Raw genomic sequence first — 17,667 nt, 5'->3', positions numbered from 1 at the left:
CCCCGCGTTGACCGTTTCTTTCGAATGCCCATCGCAACCTCCTCATCGAGTGTTGCGACGACCAATTGAATCCGCCGCCCGGCCTTCCCTGCGCGATGGTCTTCACGCTTATACGCAGTCTGCCTGGTGCGCCGGGCTTGTTGGCCACCATTGCCCGCGCGGCGCGCAAGCGCCGTCGCGAACGTAGCACCAGCGTCGGGGTGCCAGCACGCTGCGACTTCGCGTCCGCGGCCTCGCCGTTCGTCCGCGCATCCAGGGACACGCTGCGGCAAAACCACGGCCATCGCTCCCCGCCCCGCGTGTCGTGACGATCGCGCGCTACGCCCCTCCGTACCGAGGCGGGATGCGCACAATAGAGCATGATTTCTGATATTCGTAAAGAGAAATCTTTGGGCTGGAATGGTGCTTGCTGAACCGCTCCAACGAAGCAGCCGAGATATTCCAAACCGCTCTGCGGTCGCTACCGCACGACAACAAGGGCGGCGCCGGAGAATAGCGTTTCAGAGATCAGCGGCAACACGGCTCGAGCTGCACGCCTGCTGCCTACAGGTTGTTCGCCGGCGCGATTGAGCCGGCCGGGGGTCAGACAACAAGCAGCACACCGGACAGCAGCAGAATGCTCAGGATGAGCCTCCTGAACAAGGTGTCGTTGACCCTGCGGAAGGCGAAGATGCCGAGCGCCGTGCCGGCGAGCAGAGCCGGAATGCTCAGCGCGAGATCGACGATCACCCTCGACGACAGGTCCTGCCGGGCCAGCATCATCCCCAGCGAGGCGATCTGCATCACGGCAATGAAGGGCTGCACTAGGCCGCGCTGGTCGGTTTTCGGCAGGCCGTGCATCTCGCACCAGATGGTCGGCAGTGCTCCGGGCATCGCGGTCAGGCCACCGATCAGACCGCCGCCGAATCCGACGATCGCCGTGCGATGTCTGCTCATGCGTCGAACGCTGCCGAGGCCGGGCTTGAACAGCATGGTGGCGGCGTAGATCGCAATCGTCGCTCCGAACACCTGCTGAAACAGCCGGGCGTCCGCGTTGTGCAGCAGCCAGAGCGCCAAGGGCACGCCGAGCAGCCCGCCCAGGATCAGGACCAGGCTGTCCTTCCACCGGATGCTGTTGCGCAACGCCCACAGATTCGTCGCCTGCACGCCGACGCTGCACGCCATCATCAGCGGCACCGCCTCCAGCGGTTGCAGACCATGCAGCAGGATCGCGCCGGCCACGGCCGAGAAGGCAAATCCGGCCAATCCGGAAACGAAGGCGCCAGAGAACACGGCGGCGCTGAGCAACAAGAAAGAGGCGAGCCCGGGCATGAATATCTCCGGCTGATGAGGGTTGAAATGAGCGAGCTTCAATCGTGGGATGGGAGCGTCGAAACCGGCTTCGCCTGCGTGCCGTCCCGCATGGCAGCACCTCGCAGGATCGCACCGGCGACAACGTGCAGGAGCAGAAAGATGGCGAGGACGCTCGCCGCCAGCGCCGCCTGCGGCGTGATCGACAGCTTGCGCCGCGGCGGGGTCTCGTTGGCCTGCATCTCCGTCACCTCCAGCTACTGCTGTCAGGCTGGTAGCACCGCGACGTCCCCTGGCCGTCCCTTGTGCCGTGATCCCGGAGCTCGTCACGAAGGCGTGTTCGGCGGCGGAGTCTTGTTTGCTCGCCGTGCGGCTGCTGTCGCGCACGACGCGATCGGTCGCTCCCACCGAGGCCGGCGAGCGTCTGCTGCACCGGATCGGGCCGCGGTCCGAGAAGATCGAAAGCGAGCTCGTCGGGCAGACCACACCCGCCTTCGCGGTTCTGTGCGAGGCGCTACGCCATCGCGCCTGACCGGCGAAGGATTCCGCTTGACTAATCCATAACCAACCGGTTATGCGTCAATCCATAACCAATGAGTTATGGATCGAATGCCGCGCTCTCCCGACATGCTGTTCCGAACGCTTGCCGACCCGACGCGGCGCGCCATCTTCGAAGGCCTGTGCCGGCATGGCGAGCAGACCGTCGGGGCGCTGACGGCCAAGGCCGGCGTATCGCAGCCGGCGGTGTCGAAGCATCTCGGCCTGCTCAAGCAGGCGGGCCTGGTGCGGGAGCGTCACGAAGGCCGCCAGACGCATTACCGCGCGCAACCCAAGGCGCTGGCGCCGCTGCTCGACTGGACGAGCCGGATGGCTGCGTTCTGGGAGAGCCGGTTCGACCAGCTCGACACTCTGCTCAACAGGATGGATCAATGAGCTCACCCGCGCCAGAAACCCGCACCGTCGTCGTCGAGCGCGAATTCGCGCATCCGCCCGAAAAACTCTGGCGCGCGCTGACGCAGCCGCATCTGATCGCGGAGTGGCTGATGACCAACGACTTTGCGCCGTCGGTCGATCATCGCTTCAAGCTGAAGGCCGACTGGGGCGTCGTCGACTGCCAGGTCGTGACCATCGAGCCGCACAAGACGTTGTCCTACACCTGGGCGGCGGCCGGCCTCGACAGCGTCGTGACCTGGACGCTGACGCCGACCGCCTTGGGCACGCACCTGCGCATGGAGCAGACCGGCTTCGCAGCCGACCAGACCCGCGCCTATCAGGGCGCACGCTACGGCTGGCCGAAATTCTTCGATGCGCTCGAACAGAGCGTCGCGCGCCTCGGCTGAGGCGTGCGCATCACGACGTCATCAGGGGAGAAGCACTTGAACTGGAACAACACCGTCCGGCAGGTCCATCGCTGGGTATCGATCGCCTTCACGGTCGCCGTCATCGTCAACATCGCCGCGATGACGCAGACGCAAGCCCCGCTGTGGGTCGGCCTGCTGGCGCTGATTCCGCTCATCGTGCTGCTCGGCACGGGGCTGTATCTGTTCGCGCTGCCCTACGTCGCGACGAAGTTGACCGCCTCGCGGGTGGAGCGCTGAACGGGCAATCGCGCCCAGCGGCGTTTTCCGGGAGGGAGTCAAGCCTCTTGGCGATCCGGCAGGTCGAGCGTGCGTCAGCGAAGACGATCGCTGGCCGCCTCCAAGGAACGTCTTGCGTTCGCGGCCGAACCGCGCCCTATTGGCGCGTCTTCCGCCAACGAGGCTATTCTGACGTGAACGCTCTTACGCTCTTCAGCTTCGCCATCGTCGCCTTCATCGGGATCGCGACCCCCGGTCCGACGGTGCTGCTGGCCCTCACCAACGGCTCGCGTGTCGGTGTACGCCGCGCCTGGGCCGGCATCGCCGGCGCGGTGGCTTCGGACTTCATCCTCATCGGCGCCGTCGCGGTCGGTCTGGGCGCGCTGCTGGCCGCTTCAGAATTCTGGTTCTCGGTCGTGAAGTGGATCGGCGTGGCCTACCTCGCCTATCTCGGGCTGATGCTGCTGCGGTCCAGCGGGTCGATCGACCTTGCGGCGTCCGCAGACGGCAAGGACGGGTCACGACAGCCGCACGCGCTGTTTCTGAAAAGCTTCCTCGTCGCGATCACCAATCCAAAGGGCTATCTGTTCTTCTCGGCATTCCTGCCGCAGTTCGTGGTGCCGTCCGCGCCGCAGCTGCCGCAATATCTCACGCTGGCCCTCACCTTCGCGATGCTCGATGTCCTGATCATGCTCGCCTACGCGAGCGCGGGCTCGCAAGCGATGCGTTTCCTCAAGCGCTCCGGTGCCCTCTGGCTCGATCGCATCTGCGGCGGCGCGCTGCTGAGCCTTGCCGGCGCCCTTGCGCTTTACCGGCGAGCCGGCCCCTGACCCGGCCGCGCGTCGCGGTCGTCCACCTACTCCGCCGACCGCCGCATGTGGCGCTCGGTCACCGTGCGCATCGTCACCAGCTCCTCCGCGGCCGAGGGATGCCTGGCGCCAACCTCAATCGCACGAGCTTATACGTCCGTCGCGGGAAGAGAAAAGCACGGCATCACGAAGGCCGGTCTCGTGAAGCCCAGCCGGCGGTTCAAGGCCGCAGCAACCAGCAGAATGCCTCGCGCAGGATCTCGGTGCCGTTCGTCCGGTGCCAGGCGCCATGGGCGATCACGATCCGCTCGGGATGCCACGCCAGCATGGTCTCGACCGCGGCCCGCAACTCGGGTCGGTGCCGCCAGGTAAATGTCAGCCGGAGATCGCGCGGCAGGCCGCCATGCGGCGGACCGACGCCCCCGATCCAACTCAGGTAGCGCGCCAAGCCGGCACCGATCTTGGCCGGCTCGAAATTCTCCATCAGATCGGTAAGGATCAGCGTGCGCGAAGGGCGATGGAAGAACACGACCTCCGTCATATAGCTGCCGAGGACAGGCAAGGTCGCGATCTCATCATCCCAGGGATAGCCACCGCTGCGATCCAGCGGCCTGCCCTCGAATTCGATGCGGCCCTTCGCCTGCGCGCGAATGCCCGGCGCCAGATAGATTGCCGCGTGGGGAAAGGCCGCCTGCCAGTCGGGGATCCACCAATAGTGGATGCGATTCGGACCAATGATGTCGCGGACGCGGCCTTCCCGGTCGATCTCGGCCCGCAGCGCCGGCGTCAACGGCGTGGGCGAGTGGATGAACAGATCGCCGGAGGCGCATCGCACCACGGTCATGCGGGTGGGAAACGGAAATTTCAGCCCGGGAATGCCGAAGCGGATCACGGGCCCGTCGACGATCCAGATGTTCTCGGCAACGGGCTTCAGGGTGTTCAGCGGCGGATAGGTCGCAGGGCAATCATCTTCGGACATGCTGGTCGCTCTCCAACCGCTGAACGGTTCCAACGGCAGCATGTCCGATCGGCCTCGGTGTGGACCGTCGTCAGACCGTGAGCACTGGCCCACCGCAGTCGCTACGGACGCCGGCCGCGCACGAGCGCCAAGAAGCAGATGGCGCCCCTACTCCGCCGCCTGCCGCACGTGGCGCTCGGTCACCGTGCGCATCGTCACCAGCTCCTCGGCGGCGGAGGGATGCAGCGCGATGGTGGCGTCGAAATCGGCCTTGGTCGCCTTCATCTTGATGGCGATGGCTACCGCTTGCGTGATCTCGGCGGCCATGTCGCCGACGATGTGGCAGCCGAGCACGCGGTCGGTCGCGCCATCGACGACGAGCTTCATCAGAACGCGGGTATCGCGGCCGGACATCGTCGCCTTGATCGGGCGGAAGTTCGTCTTGTAGATGTCGACGCGGTCGTACAGCTCGCGCGCCTGCGTCTCGGTGAGACCGACCGTGCCCACTTCAGGCTGGCAGAACACGGCCGTCGGAATGTCCGCGTGGTCGACGCGCACGGTCTTGCCGCCGAACACGGTGTCGGCAAAAGCGTGGCCCTCGCGGATCGCGACCGGCGTCAGGTTGAAGCGATGGGTGACGTCGCCGATCGCGTAGATGCTCGGCACCGAGCTCTGCGAGAACGCGTCCACCGCGATGCCGCCGTTCCTTGGATTGATGGCGACCCCGGCCTTCTCCAGGCCGAGATTGGCCACCGCCGGATGGCGGCCGATCGCGAACATCACCTTGTCGGAGGCGATGCTGGAGCCGTTCGACAGATGCGTGGTGTAGTCCTGGCCGTGCCTGTCGACGCTGGTGACCGTGCAGCCGGTCAGGATGGTGATGCCTTCCTTCTCCATCTCGGAGCGGACATGTTTGCGGACGTCCTCGTCGAAACCGCGCAGGATGTTGTCGCCGCGATAGACGACGGTCACGTCGGAGCCGAAATTGGCGAAGATGCAGGCGAATTCGAGCGCGATGTAGCCGCCGCCCTGGATCACGATGCGGCGCGGCAGCTCGTCGAGATGAAACGCCTCGTTGGAGGAGATGACGTGCTCGATGCCGGGAATCGGCGTGCCGTGGTTGGGCGCGCCGCCGGTCGCGATGAGAATGTATTTGGCGCGGACGGTCTCGCCGGTCATCAGCCGCACGGTGTGGGCGTCCTCGAGCACCGCGCGGGTCTTGACGATCCTGGCGCCAGACTTCTCGACGTTGCTGGTGTAGGCCGCCTCGAGCCGGGCGATCTCCTTGTCCTTGTTCCTGATCAGCGTCGGCCAGTCGAAGGTCGCGGTCGGGATGGTCCAGCCGAAGCCGGCGGCATCGGCGATCTCCTGACGGACATGCGAGCCGATCACGAACAGCTTCTTAGGGACACAGCCGCGGATCACGCAGGTGCCGCCCATGCGGTATTCCTCGGCGACCATCACGCGGGCGCCATAGCCGCTCGCGATGCGGGCGGCGCGCACGCCGCCCGAGCCGCCACCGATCACGAACAGGTCGACGTCGAATTCAGCCATCTCTCCCCCGACCTGGCCTTTCGGCCGCAAGCCTCAGATCGGCTTGTTGCGTTTGCGCATCTCGGCGCGGAACTGCGCGGTGACAGTGTCGGAAAATTCCGCCGCCCACAGGTTCATCGCCTGCATGCTCATCTGGATCGCCTTCGGCTCCGCCGCAAGCAGCTTCTGGCCGATGGCAGACTTGTAGAAGGCGACGAGGTTGGCGATCTCCTGGTCGGAGAACTCGTTGCAGTAGATCTGCGCCATCTTCTCGCCGATCTCCTTCTCCTTGCCGGCGTAGGTCTGCGCGACCACCACGGCGACCTCGTCGAGGTCCTTCTGGTAGTTGAGATTGGACTGCAGCAGCGCCTGCTTGGTCTGCTGCACGATGCCGGGGACGGCATTGGCGTACATCGCAGCCGCGTTCTTCATCCCCAGAATCTCGCGCGCGCCGGCCATGCAGGCGGGCGAGGCCGGCTTCAGCGCAGGTGCCTGGCCCTGCGCCGCAACCGGGCTTGCCGAGGCCAAGGCCAGCACGATTCCGGCGGCCGGCAAGATTCTGAACACGCTCTTCATTCCAAGTCTCCTGTGAGTTGCCGCCATGAGCGCAGCCTCGTGCCGCGCTCAGGGCCGCTGGATAACGCGAATTCCCTGTGCGCCTGCCAGGATCGCCGTGCTGCCGAGGCCGATGAACAGCCCATGCTCGACCACGCCCGGAATTGCGCTCAAAAGACCCGCCAGGCGCGGGGGATCCATGATCTCCCCAAGGCGGACGTCGATAATCCAGTGGCCGCCATCGGTGACGAAAACGTGGCCGTCTGCGGACTTGCGCAGGCTCATCGGCCCGGACACGCCGGCCGTGGCGAAGGCGTCACTCATCTCGCGCTGAGTCGCGGCGAGGCCGAACGGAACCACCTCGACCGGCAGCGGGTAGCGGCCGAGCTGCGCCACCCATTTACTGTCGTCGGCGATCACGATCATGCGATCCGAAGCGCTGGCGACGATCTTCTCGCGCAGCAGCGCGCCGCCGCCGCCCTTGATCAGGTCGAGCGCCGGATTGATCTCGTCTGCGCCGTCGATGGTGATGTCGAGCCGGTCGATCTCATCGAGCGTGGTCAGCGGCACGCCGCACGCTTGCGCCTGCGCCCTTGTCGCCTCCGAGGTCGGCACGCCCACGATCTTGAGGCCGGCGCGCACCTTTTCTCCGAGCAGATCGACGAAATGCTTGGCAGTCGATCCGGTGCCGAGACCGAGCTTCATGCCGCTCTCGACCTCCTCCAGCGCACGCGCCGCTGCCTGCCGCTTCAATGCATCCATGTCGACCAAGGAACCCGCCCTTCGCACCCAGGGCCCCCACGGGCGGGGGCCGAAAGCCGGCGCATATCTAGCGATGTTTTGACGCGGGGCCTAGCTCTCGCCGGCCACGAAATCGGACAAAATGCCATTGCGGGCCTCTTGCAAGGACATGAGCCGGCCGCTAGCGGATACCGATGCCCATCTCCAGCACCATCGTCTTCGATCTCGACGGCACCCTGGTCGACACGGCGCCGGATCTCATCAGTGCGCTCAACCACGTCCTGCAGCGCGAGGGTCTGCGGCCGGTGCCGCTGGCCTCGGCCCGCAAGATGATCGGCCACGGCGCCCGCAAGCTGATCGAGCGCGGTCTGGAGGCGGAGGGTCGCTTCGCCAGCACCGATGACATCGGCCGCCTCACCACCGATTTCATCGATTTCTACGCTGAGAACATCGCCATCGAATCGCGCCCCTTCGAGGGGCTGGAGGCGGCGCTCGACGAGCTTGCCGGCCGCGGCTGCCAGTTCGCGGTGTGCACCAACAAGCTGGAATGGCTGTCGAAGCGGCTGCTCGACCAGCTCGGCCTGTCCTCCCGCTTCGCCGCGATCTGCGGTGCCGACACGTTCGGGGTCGCCAAGCCGGATCCGGCGATCCTGCGCCAGACCATCGCGCAGGCCGGCGGCGAGGTCGGGGCCGCGATCATGGTCGGCGATGCCGGCACCGACGTCGGCGCCGCCCGCCGCGCCGGCGTGCCGGTGATCGGCTGCACCTTCGGCTATACCGACGTACCGATCGCGGAGCTCAATCCGGACCACCTGATCGACCACATGCGCGAGCTGCCAGCCGCCGTCGCGGCCCTCAGCCCATCGCTCAGGATCGCCTGAGCCAACTTGCGATTCCACTGTCGCATCGCACCCTAACCCACTGCCCTGTCGACCTGAATCCGCACCTTGCGGTGCGTTAACGTTCTGTTGAGAATAGGGTTGACCGCAGTTGCGCCGCTGTTCTGACGCTCCTATGGTCGCCCTGGGATTGCGGCCGATGGCCGCAGGGTTGTGGGGCGGACATCATGATGCGGCGTGTCATCGCAATTGCGGTTGCGGGAGCCGGCTTGGCCGGTTGCTCGTCCTTCTCCATGGACAGCTTCAAGATGGCAGCGCCCGAGGTTCCGGTGCAGCTCGACTCCGTGCCGCCGGGCGCCGACGCCAAGACCTCGCTCGGACCGGGCTGCAAGACGCCGTGCACCGTCTCGGTGCCGGCGCCCGATGCGGGCTTCAGCGTCACCTTCACGATGGACAAGTACCAGCCCGCGACCATCCCGGTGCAGGTGATCCGCAACTCCGGCGATTTCAACACCTCGCCGCCGGTGGTGATGGACCCGAGCCCGGTCGTCGCCGAGCTGCAGCCGATGCCCGGCGCGCCGCCGAAGGCCGTCAAGCGCATGCGGCCGAAGAAGCCGAAGCCGCAGAAGTCCGCCGCTGCGCCGGACGCACCGGCGGCCACCGGGTCCGCCTTCCCCGCCCCCGCGCCGGGACGCCAATAGCGGACCGTCGTCCCGCGCGTCCCCTTGCCAAGGCGAAGCTGCATTGCAGCAACGACGGATCCACGTCGATGATTGTGGGGCGCGGCGATCATGATTAGATTGTCGTGAGACCGACATCCGGCCGCGCTTGCGCGGCCGCCCCGTGGCATCGCCGCCACCTGGGCCGCCACCAGCCAAGGCTTTCCATGACCGCAGAGACGTTGAGTGACACCGCCCTGACGCGCCCGATGACCGACCCGTTCGGTCGCCGCATCAGCTATCTGCGCGTCTCGGTGACCGACCGCTGCGACTTGCGCTGCTTCTATTGCATGTCCGAGGACATGACCTTCCTGCCGAAGGCCGACCTGTTGACGCTCGAAGAGCTCGACCGGCTGTGCTCGGCGTTCATCCACAAGGGCGTCAAGAAGCTCAGGCTCACCGGCGGGGAGCCGCTGGTCCGGCGCAACGTGATGGGCCTGGTCCGCTCGCTGTCGCGACATCTGAAGAGCGGCGCGCTCAACGAGCTGACGATGACGACCAACGCGACGCAGCTCGCCAAATATGCCGCCGAGCTCGCCGATTGCGGCGTCCGTCGCATCAACGTCTCGCTCGACACGCTCGACCCGGACAAGTTCCGCGCCATCACCCGCTGGGGCGATCTCGAGCGCGTGCTGGCCGGCATCGAGGCGGCGCGCGCCGCAGGTCTCGCCGTGAAGATCAACGCCGTCGCGCTGAAGAACATGAACGAGGACGAGATCCCCTCGCTGATCGACTGGGCGCACGGCAAGGGCATGGCGTTGACCTTGATCGAGGTGATGCCGATGGGCGAGATCGGCGAGGGCCGCATCGACCAGTATCTGCCGTTGTCGCTGCTGCGCGCGCGTCTGGCGCAGACCTACACCATGACCGACCTCGACGAGACCACCGGCGGCCCGGCCCGCTACGTCCGCGTCGCCGAGACCGGCGGCACGATCGGCTTCATCACGCCGATGACGCATAATTTCTGCGAGAGCTGCAATCGCGTCCGCGTCACCTGCACCGGCACCCTGCACACCTGCCTCGGCCACGAGGACGCCTCCGACCTGCGCAAGCCGCTGCGTGCCTCGGCCAGCGACGAGGAGCTCAGCGCCGCGATCGACCGCGCCATCGGCCTCAAGCCGAAGGGCCACGACTTCATCATCGACCGCCGCCACAACCGTCCGAGCGTCAGCCGGCACATGAGCGTGACGGGCGGGTAGTCGGAGTCCATAACCATCGGGCCCTGCGATCAATCGCAATCGGAGCCGGGCTGTTGGCCGGCCATTCAGCCGACGATCACGCATACCGTATGAGCGGATCGGCCCGAGGCGCAGTCACGACGCGGAGACTGATCATTTATCGGCTTGCGGCACGTCCCCATGCGGCATAGCTTTCAGCTGCAGATCGCGCATTCGAAAGCAATTTGTCGGTTCGGCCTAGCGGGAGACAGCGATGGCAGACCCAGTCGCATGGCACCTGTCCGGTGACTATTTCGAGAATTGCAGCTGCAGCCTGCTGTGTCCGTGCCTCATGTCGGCCGCCCCTCCCCTGACCGCGCAACCGACCGAGGGGTTCTGCAACGTACCATTGCTGTTCCACATCGAAACCGGCCGCTATGGCGATGTCGCGCTCGATGGCCTCAACGCGGCGGTGATGCTGCATGCGCCCGGCGTGATGGCGGATGGAGACTGGTCGATCGCCGCCTATGTCGATCAGCGCGCCGACGATCCGCAGACTGAGGCGATGGCCGCGATCTTCACCGGGGCTGCCGGCGGCCCGATGGCTGCGTTCACGCCGCTGATCAGCACCAATCTCGGCGTGCGCAAGGTCGCCATCAACTTCCGGATCGACGGCAAGACGCGATCCGCCGACATCACCGACATTCTGCACATGTCCGTCGAGCCGCTGCCGACCATGCACCCGAGCGGAGAGATGTGGGTAAACATCGGCCATCCCGTCAGCCCGGACAGGATGGCGCTCGCCGTCGGCGCGGCGGGCAACACCTACAACGATCACGGCATGCGTTGGGACAATTCCGGCAAGAACGGCCTGTACGCGTCGATCAGTTGGTCCAACCAGGCCTAATTCGACGTGGCGCAAGGCCGGCAACCCGCCTTGCAGATGACCGGCAGCGCCCTGGAAGCCGTGCTGCGGCGCGATCGCTGGATCGTCGGCGGCGCGATCGCGATCATGGTCGCCCTGTCGTGGGCCTATGTTCTCTGGCTTGCCAACGACATGGACATGGGCGGCATGGACATGACCGGCTTCCGCATGATCCCGGCCGGCATCGGAATCATGTTGCCGGCCGGCGAGCCGTGGCGCGCGATCGAGTTCGCCTATGTGTTCCTGATGTGGGCGGTGATGATGGTCGGGATGATGGCGCCTTCGGCCGCGCCCATGATCCTGATGTACGCCCGCGTGGGTCGGCAGGGCCGAGCGCAGGGCCAGCCGTTCGCTGCGACCGGCTGGTTTGCGGCCGGCTATCTGCTCGCCTGGAGCGGCTTTTCGCTCGTGGCGACCGGCCTGCAATGGGGTGTGGAGCGGACTGCGCTGCTGGATTCGCGGATGGCGATCGACAACCATCTGCTCGGCGCCATCGTGCTGATCGCGGCAGGCATCTATCAGTGGACGCCGCTGAAGAGCGCCTGCCTTGCCCAATGCCAGTCGCCGCTTCTGTTCCTGATGCGTCACGGCGGCTTTCGCGGCGACCTGCAGGGCTGCGTGCTGCTGGGGCTTCGACACGGCGGCTATTGCGTGGGCTGCTGCTGGGCTCTGATGGCGCTGCTGTTCGTCGGCGGGGTGATGAGCGTGATGTGGATTGCCATTCTGACCCTGCTCGTGCTGTTTGAGAAACTGACTCCGGTCGGACGATGGGTCGCGCGCGCGGCCGGCATTGCTTGCAGTGCCGCGGGCGCCTGGATGCTGGTGTCCCTACCGCAATGACGCGCAACGACGCGATGCAGGTCGTCGCGAGAGTGGCGGCTGCCCCTTGGCATGGGATGCGGGCAACATGGTAAGCAGGCTCCAGCGTGGCGACTCCGTCGCGTGGAATGCCGCAACCGAACTGACGCGAGACGCCCGTGATTCCCTGGAAGCTGATCGACACCGCAGACGTGCCCGGCGGCGGTGAACCGCTGCGGCTGATGCAGCGCGGCAAGGAGTTTTCGATCAAGCTCGGTTCGAACGAGCTGATGAACAGCCGGCTGCACGGATCCGAGGAGGCGCTGGCGACCCTGAGCTGCGCCCGCATCAAGGCCGAGCCGGCTCCGAGGCTGCTGATCGGCGGCCTCGGCATGGGCTTCACCTTGCGGGCGGCACTGACGGTGCTGGGTCCGCAGGCCCGTGTCACCGTCGCCGAGCTGGTGCCGGCGGTGATCGCCTGGGCGCGCGGGCCGATGGCCGAATTGTCCGGCGCAAGCCTTTCCGATCCGCGCGTCGACATCCACGAGGGCGACGTCGTGAAGCTGATCGCCGCAGGGCGCGGCACCTATGATGCGATCCTGCTCGATGTCGACAACGGTCCGCAGGGACTGACGCGGCAATCCAACGACGCGCTGTATGACCCCTCGGGTTTGCGCACCGCCTTCACCGCCCTGCGCCCCGGCGGCGTTCTGGCGGTGTGGTCGTCCCACCCCGACGATCGCTTTGCCCCGCGCCTGCGCAAGGCCGGCTTCGCCGCCGAGGAGATCAACATCCGCGCCACCGGCCGCGGCGGCGGCTCCCGTCACGTGATCTGGATCGCGACGCGGCCGGCGTGATTGCGCCTCGTCGCGCGCGGAGCTCTCTGTCCTGAGAACTTTCTCCACCGGCTGTACTACCAGCGCTGATATTCTCCACGCCCGTTTGGATCAGCGTAGTGACGCGTCGGACCTCGTCCTATGATGCGTCGGCGGCGACGAGGGATGCTCCATTCTCCGGCTTGTAGACCGTAGTGGCCAGGGGCACGCTATGCAATGAGGGCGCGCCCCTGAACGGGAGAATTGCCATGGATGACAGAGCGAAGCGCGCTGCCTTGCAGCACCATTGGGATGCATCGGACGTGAATGATTTCGAAGCCGAGCACGACATCTATCGCGACGATGCCGTGCTGGATTATCCGCAATCGGGCGAACGCATCCAGGGCCGGCGCAACATTCAGGAGAGCCGCTTCGTGCAGCCCAGCAGGAAGCGCTTCGCAGTGCGCCGAATCATCGGGAGCGGCGATCTGTGGGTGACCGAACTGGTCCTGACCTATGATGGCGTGCCGTCTTACGTGGTGAGCGTCATGGAATTCCGGGACGGCGGAGTAGCGCACGAGACCCAATATTTCGGCGATCGCTTCGACCCAGCGCCCTCGCGCGCGCATCTCGTCGAGCGCATCAACTCGGCCTGAAGGGCGACGAACGGCCACGGCAACCGCATTTCGGTGACGGCGGCATTTCGGTAGCAGGACAGTGCATTTCTCGTCCTCGAGTCGCCGCGTCGCTGCAGCGGCGCCCTCCGCATCATCCGGCCACGCCGCCGAAAGCCTCACACCATCTCAGGTTGATTTCTCTCTCCTTCAGTTTACCCTTCCGCTCCTCGGCTCTCAATGTCGAGCGGGGTCCTTTGCATGGCGAGTCCCAAGATCATCATCCTGTCCGACGGGACCGGCAACGCCGCCTCGAGCGTGTGGCGAACCAACGTCTGGCGCATGTTCCAGGCGCTCGACCTGCAGGGCAACGCCCAGGCGGCCAAGTATGACGACGGCGTCGGCACATCGTCGTTCGTTCCGCTCGCCCTGCTCGGCGGCGCGTTCGGCTTCGGCCTCAAGCGCAACATCCTGGATGCCTATAAGTTCGTCTGCCGCAACTACGACCACGCGAACGGCTCGAAGATCTATCTGTTCGGCTTCAGCCGCGGCGCGTTCACCGTGCGGGTGCTCGCCGCGCTGATGCTCGATCAGGGGCTGATCGTTGCCGACACCGAGGCTGAGCTGCACGACGGCGCCGTGAAGGCCTATCGCGCCTATCGCGCCAAGGGGTACCATTCGATCTGGCGGATCGAAGTGCCGCTCCGCTGGATTCGCGATCATGTGCTGGTGCCGGTGATCGACCGCATCATGGGCCGTAAATCTCTCGACCTCATCGAGCGAAAAAGCCTCCCGGCGATCGAGTTCATCGGGCTGTGGGACACCGTCGCAGCCTATGGGCTACCGATCGACGAGATGACGCGGGGCATCTCCAACTGGGTGTGGCCGCTCGAGCTTCCCAATCGCGTGCTCAGTCCGCGGGTGACATGCGCGCGCCACGCGCTCGCGCTCGACGACGAGAGGACGACCTTCCACCCGGTGCTCTGGACCGAGGCGGGCGAGACCAAGCCGCAGGATGCCAGGACGATCGATGACGAGAGGCTGGTGCAGGTCTGGTTCGTCGGCATGCACGCCAATGTCGGCGGCGGCTATCCGGACGATTCCGTCTCCTACGTCCCCCTGACCTGGCTCGTCGGCGAGGCCGTCAAACGGGGCTTGATCTTCAAGACCGAGCCCGAGGCCGATCCGGATGCGATCAAGTCGATCGTCACATCGCAGGACAAGGACGGACGCCTCTACAACTCGCGCTCCGGGCTCGGGTCCTATTATCGATACGGCCCGCGCAAGGTGTCGGAGCTCTGCAACGACCCGGCGGCGGGCGTCCAGGTGTCGATGCCGAAGATTCACGAAAGCGTCTTCGACCGCATCGACAGCGGCTGCAATGCCTATGCGCCCATCGGGCTGCCCGACAACTACATGATCGTCCACTACGACGGCACGCTGACGCCGCTCGGGCCGACCACGTTCGAAACGCCGGCCGGCGCGGCCGCCCGGTTCGCGGCCCAGGAGAAGCTGTGGAATCTGGTGTGGTTCAGGCGCCTCGCCTATTTCGCAACCCTGGCGGCCTCGCTGCACCTCGCGGCCTTCTGGCTGTTCCACGACCTCGATCGCACGCACGAATACGACTCGCGCATCAGGATGGTCTCCGAAGCAGTCAGGCTGATCGAATCGTTCCTGCCGACATCGCTGCACTGGTGGACGGACTGGTACGCCGCCAACCCCGAATGGTTCGCCGGCGGGATCATCATCCTTGTCATGCTGACCGCGCTCGGGACATTCCTCAGCGACCGCATCGGCGACCGGATGCGCGTGATCTGGCGCGAACGGGCATCGCCCCCGATGCCGTCCGGCCCGCTGCATCGGGCCATCTACGCGCTCCGGACCAATCGCGCCTATCAGTTTGCCATCAGGAACGGCAAGCGGCATGTCGGCCCGTTCTTGCTCGCTATCGGCACCGTCTGGCTCGCAGCCACGCTGATCAGCCATTTCCTGTTCAACGCCGCGGATTCGATGGGCGCCTTTTGCCATGGCACCCCTGCCCGCGAGCTCGTCGCGGTCGACAAGGGCATTCCGCAGGATGCCAGGGATTTCTCGACCGATGCGGTTTGCGCTCCCACCGGGTTGAGCGTCCGTCCCGGCTTCTCCTACGAGATCGTCGTCACCATGACCGACCCGTGGGAGGATGCCGGGCGTCCGGTCACCCCCGCCGGCTATCGCACCTCGACGGTCCGGGGCTACGCCCGCTGGACGTTCCGCGCAGGCATCCTGCTGCGCCGCGTTCTCTTCCGTCCCTGGTATCGGCTGATCGCCAGGGTCGGCGAGACCGGCGTCGACGAATATTTCCTCGACCCCGTTCCCGCCCCCAACACGACACCTCAAGCCTACAAAGCGCGCTTCAAGGCCGAGCGCGGCGGTGAGCTGTTCCTCTATGTCAATGACGCGGTGATCGGGCTGCCCTGGGTGTACGATGCATTCTATCCGAACAACGCCGGCAAGGCGAAGGTGACCGTCAGGCTGCTCTGAACCGCCGACGCCACCAGGCGGAGACGAGGTCATGATCGACGGTTCGCCTGCCAACCGCGGCGCGACCGCTTGGGGCAGTGGCAAGCGCGCCACCGCGCGCGTGTCGCTGCGCCCTGACGAGATCTCGCGTCCATCGCCGCCGACACCGCACCGCGTCAATACAGGCTCCGCTTGAACCGCCGGAACTGCGACCATCCGGCCGAGTTGCAAACACGGAGCATCGAACGACGAGGCAGAAAACTCCTCATCAATCCCGCTCCCCTTTTGGCTGTTCTTGAAAAGAGAGGCGACGATGAAAGCAACCCTTCTTCTTGCCGGCGCAGTGATCATCGGATCGGTCGCGCCAGTGCTCGCTGACGAATACTACATCGTGCAGGGACCGAGCCATCGCTGCACCATCACCACCACGCGCCCCGCCGACCGCGAGGTCGTCACGCAAATCGGACCGATGGCGTTCACCAGCCGCGTGGAAGCCGAGGACCGCATCCGCCAGACCAAGGTCTGTGAGGACGAAGGCACGGTCGGCAGCTCGACCAGCACCACCACGGTCATCAAAGAGAAGTAGTCGGCGGCGTCATTGCGATCGGCGCTTGCCGCGACACGGTCGCGCCCATGTCCGTGGGCGCGACTTTCTGTTGTCCACAGATCAGTTTTCGATCGGGGCCACGCCGCCGATAGAAGCAGTCGTGGCGGCCACAGAAAACCGGGGTTATCAGTCCCTTCCCGACACCGAACCGCGTCCACCCTGGTTGCGTTCCGCCGCAGCGTTGGGTACCCCAGCGCGGGATCGGATCAGGACATCATGGCCTCGCAATCGCTCAAGCTCGCCATCGGCAGCCTCGTGGTCGGAACGATCGTGCTCGGCCTGAAGTATCTCGCCTATTGGATCACCGGCTCGGTCGCGCTCTACTCCGATGCCGTCGAGAGCATCGTCAACGTCGTCACCGCCGTGGTCGCGCTCGTCGCGGTGCGCATCGCCGCCAAGCCCGCGGATGCCAACCATCCGTTCGGTCACCACAAGGTCGAGTATTTCAGCGCGGTGATCGAGGGCGTCATGATCGTCGTGGCGGCGCTGCTCATCATCCACGAGGCCTACGGGAATTTCTTCGATCCGCGGGCGTTTTCCGCACCCGTCGAGGGGCTCGCGGTGAATGCGCTGGCGAGCGCGATCAATGCGGTCTGGTGCTGGCTGTTGATCACGCGGGGCAAGCGGTTGCGGTCGCCGGCGCTGGTGGCAGACGGCCGGCACCTGCTGACGGACGTCGTGTCCTCGGGCGGCGTCGTGGTCGGCCTCGGCCTCGCGGTGATGTTGCAGCTGCCGATCCTCGATCCGGCACTGGCCGTGCTGGTCGCCGTGAACATCCTGTGGTCGGGATGGCAGGTGCTGAAGGAATCCACCAGCGGGCTGATGGATGAAGCGGTCCCGGACGCCACGCTGGCGCGCATTCGCCTGATCATCAGTCAGCATGCCGGCGGCGCGCTGGAGGCGCATGATGTCCGGACCCGCCATGCCGGCAAGCTGACCTTCATCGAGTTCCACCTCGTGGTGCCTGGCGAGATGTCGGTCAACCAGGCGCACGAAATCTGCGACCGGATCGAGGCAGCCTTGCGCGAGGACGACGAGCACAGCTGGATCACCATCCACGTCGAACCCGAAAACAAGGCCAAGCATTCCGGCGTGGTGGTGCTGTAAGACCGCTGCGCACCGGACGTGGTCCGTCGGCTGCACCCGAGAGTCCCCCGCCCTCACGCTCGGCCCGTTGACCTTCATTCGCCGGCCGGCGATCGCCAGGCCCCGGCGACCTGCGACAGCT

Annotated in this window: 21 protein-coding genes and 1 pseudogene; 16 read left to right on the top strand and 6 right to left on the bottom strand. The window is 65.9% G+C overall.

The features are described 5' to 3' along the window. Positions 1–582 precede the first annotated feature (582 nt). Complete coding sequence (locus QW861_RS26985) at positions 583–1,311, bottom strand: sulfite exporter TauE/SafE family protein (RefSeq protein ID WP_315752581.1); 729 nt, start codon at positions 1,309–1,311, stop codon at positions 583–585. A gap of 38 nt (positions 1,312–1,349) precedes the next feature. After that, positions 1,350–1,532 carry a hypothetical protein gene (locus QW861_RS26980; protein ID WP_315752580.1) on the bottom strand — a complete coding sequence of 61 codons (183 nt, stop codon included), beginning with the start codon at positions 1,530–1,532 and terminating at the stop codon, positions 1,350–1,352. Positions 1,533–1,651: 119 nt separating this feature from the next. On the opposite strand from QW861_RS26980, the pseudogene QW861_RS26975 reads away from it, so the two are divergent. From QW861_RS26975 to QW861_RS26955, 5 genes and pseudogenes are all read left to right on the top strand, one after another. Beyond that, positions 1,652–1,765 (top strand): annotated as a pseudogene (locus QW861_RS26975) (LysR family transcriptional regulator); the annotation flags it as partial. A 134-nt stretch (positions 1,766–1,899) separates the two neighbouring features. Continuing rightward, positions 1,900–2,223 carry a metalloregulator ArsR/SmtB family transcription factor gene (locus QW861_RS26970; RefSeq protein WP_315717658.1) on the top strand — a complete coding sequence of 108 codons (324 nt, stop codon included), beginning with the start codon at positions 1,900–1,902 and terminating at the stop codon, positions 2,221–2,223. Further along, a complete protein-coding gene (locus QW861_RS26965; RefSeq protein WP_315717657.1) occupies positions 2,220–2,630 on the top strand; it encodes an SRPBCC domain-containing protein in 411 nt (136 codons plus the stop codon). The genes QW861_RS26970 and QW861_RS26965 overlap by 4 nt, the downstream gene beginning before the upstream one ends. A gap of 36 nt (positions 2,631–2,666) precedes the next feature. After that, a complete protein-coding gene (locus QW861_RS26960) occupies positions 2,667–2,888 on the top strand; it encodes a hypothetical protein (RefSeq protein WP_315739639.1) in 222 nt (73 codons plus the stop codon). 173 nt (positions 2,889–3,061) lie between these two features. Further along, the gene (locus QW861_RS26955) at positions 3,062–3,697 is read left to right on the top strand and encodes a LysE family translocator (protein ID WP_315739638.1); all 636 of its coding nucleotides are present in this window, start codon (positions 3,062–3,064) and stop codon (positions 3,695–3,697) included. A gap of 199 nt (positions 3,698–3,896) precedes the next feature. Here QW861_RS26955 and QW861_RS26950 read toward each other — a convergent pair whose 3' ends face one another. From QW861_RS26950 to rpiA, 4 genes are all read right to left on the bottom strand, one after another. After that, positions 3,897–4,655, bottom strand: a complete 759-nt coding sequence (locus QW861_RS26950) for a DUF4336 domain-containing protein (RefSeq protein ID WP_316193706.1) — start codon at positions 4,653–4,655, stop codon at positions 3,897–3,899. 147 nt (positions 4,656–4,802) lie between these two features. Then, entirely contained in the window at positions 4,803–6,188 is a 1,386-nt protein-coding gene (gene gorA / locus QW861_RS26945; protein WP_316192094.1) for a glutathione-disulfide reductase, read from the bottom strand. Positions 6,189–6,221: 33 nt separating this feature from the next. Further along, positions 6,222–6,743 carry a DUF2059 domain-containing protein gene (locus QW861_RS26940; protein WP_315717652.1) on the bottom strand — a complete coding sequence of 174 codons (522 nt, stop codon included), beginning with the start codon at positions 6,741–6,743 and terminating at the stop codon, positions 6,222–6,224. A gap of 48 nt (positions 6,744–6,791) precedes the next feature. Further along, the gene (gene rpiA, locus QW861_RS26935) at positions 6,792–7,484 is read right to left on the bottom strand and encodes a ribose-5-phosphate isomerase RpiA (RefSeq protein WP_315752604.1); all 693 of its coding nucleotides are present in this window, start codon (positions 7,482–7,484) and stop codon (positions 6,792–6,794) included. A gap of 173 nt (positions 7,485–7,657) precedes the next feature. On the opposite strand from rpiA, the gene QW861_RS26930 reads away from it, so the two are divergent. The 11 genes from QW861_RS26930 (at position 7,658) to QW861_RS26880 (ending at position 17,546) form a co-directional block, all read left to right on the top strand. Next, positions 7,658–8,344, top strand: a complete 687-nt coding sequence (locus QW861_RS26930; protein ID WP_315717650.1) for an HAD family hydrolase — start codon at positions 7,658–7,660, stop codon at positions 8,342–8,344. 266 nt (positions 8,345–8,610) lie between these two features. After that, the gene (locus QW861_RS26925) at positions 8,611–9,003 is read left to right on the top strand and encodes a hypothetical protein (protein WP_315717649.1); all 393 of its coding nucleotides are present in this window, start codon (positions 8,611–8,613) and stop codon (positions 9,001–9,003) included. Positions 9,004–9,188: 185 nt separating this feature from the next. After that, positions 9,189–10,220: a GTP 3',8-cyclase MoaA gene (gene moaA / locus QW861_RS26920; protein WP_315717648.1), complete on the top strand. Its 1,032-nt coding sequence runs from the start codon at positions 9,189–9,191 to the stop codon at positions 10,218–10,220. 232 nt (positions 10,221–10,452) lie between these two features. Next, the gene (locus tag QW861_RS26915) at positions 10,453–11,085 is read left to right on the top strand and encodes a DUF1326 domain-containing protein (RefSeq protein WP_316165013.1); all 633 of its coding nucleotides are present in this window, start codon (positions 10,453–10,455) and stop codon (positions 11,083–11,085) included. Positions 11,086–11,121: 36 nt separating this feature from the next. Next, on the top strand, positions 11,122–11,943 hold the full coding sequence (locus QW861_RS26910) for a DUF2182 domain-containing protein (protein ID WP_316175973.1): 822 nt from the start codon (positions 11,122–11,124) through the stop codon (positions 11,941–11,943). 137 nt (positions 11,944–12,080) lie between these two features. Then, positions 12,081–12,758 (top strand): spermidine synthase, encoded by a 678-nt coding sequence (locus tag QW861_RS26905; protein WP_316193705.1) that lies wholly within the window; start codon positions 12,081–12,083, stop codon positions 12,756–12,758. Between the two features lie 227 nt (positions 12,759–12,985). Further along, positions 12,986–13,372, top strand: a complete 387-nt coding sequence (locus tag QW861_RS26900; RefSeq protein WP_316165007.1) for a nuclear transport factor 2 family protein — start codon at positions 12,986–12,988, stop codon at positions 13,370–13,372. A gap of 219 nt (positions 13,373–13,591) precedes the next feature. Further along, a complete protein-coding gene (locus QW861_RS26895; protein ID WP_316193704.1) occupies positions 13,592–15,853 on the top strand; it encodes a DUF2235 domain-containing protein in 2,262 nt (753 codons plus the stop codon). A gap of 31 nt (positions 15,854–15,884) precedes the next feature. Then, entirely contained in the window at positions 15,885–16,028 is a 144-nt protein-coding gene (locus QW861_RS26890; RefSeq protein WP_316175977.1) for a hypothetical protein, read from the top strand. 117 nt (positions 16,029–16,145) lie between these two features. Continuing rightward, complete coding sequence (locus QW861_RS26885) at positions 16,146–16,418, top strand: hypothetical protein (protein ID WP_316165003.1); 273 nt, start codon at positions 16,146–16,148, stop codon at positions 16,416–16,418. Positions 16,419–16,655: 237 nt separating this feature from the next. Further along, positions 16,656–17,546 carry a cation diffusion facilitator family transporter gene (locus QW861_RS26880; RefSeq protein WP_315752571.1) on the top strand — a complete coding sequence of 297 codons (891 nt, stop codon included), beginning with the start codon at positions 16,656–16,658 and terminating at the stop codon, positions 17,544–17,546. Positions 17,547–17,667 lie beyond the last annotated feature (121 nt).

It is taken from the genome of Bradyrhizobium sp. SZCCHNRI1029, from assembly GCF_032487555.1.
Lineage (GTDB): Bacteria > Pseudomonadota > Alphaproteobacteria > Rhizobiales > Xanthobacteraceae > Bradyrhizobium.
Note: the sequence above shows the minus strand (reverse complement) of the source record. Positions and strands in the feature narration are given on the sequence as shown.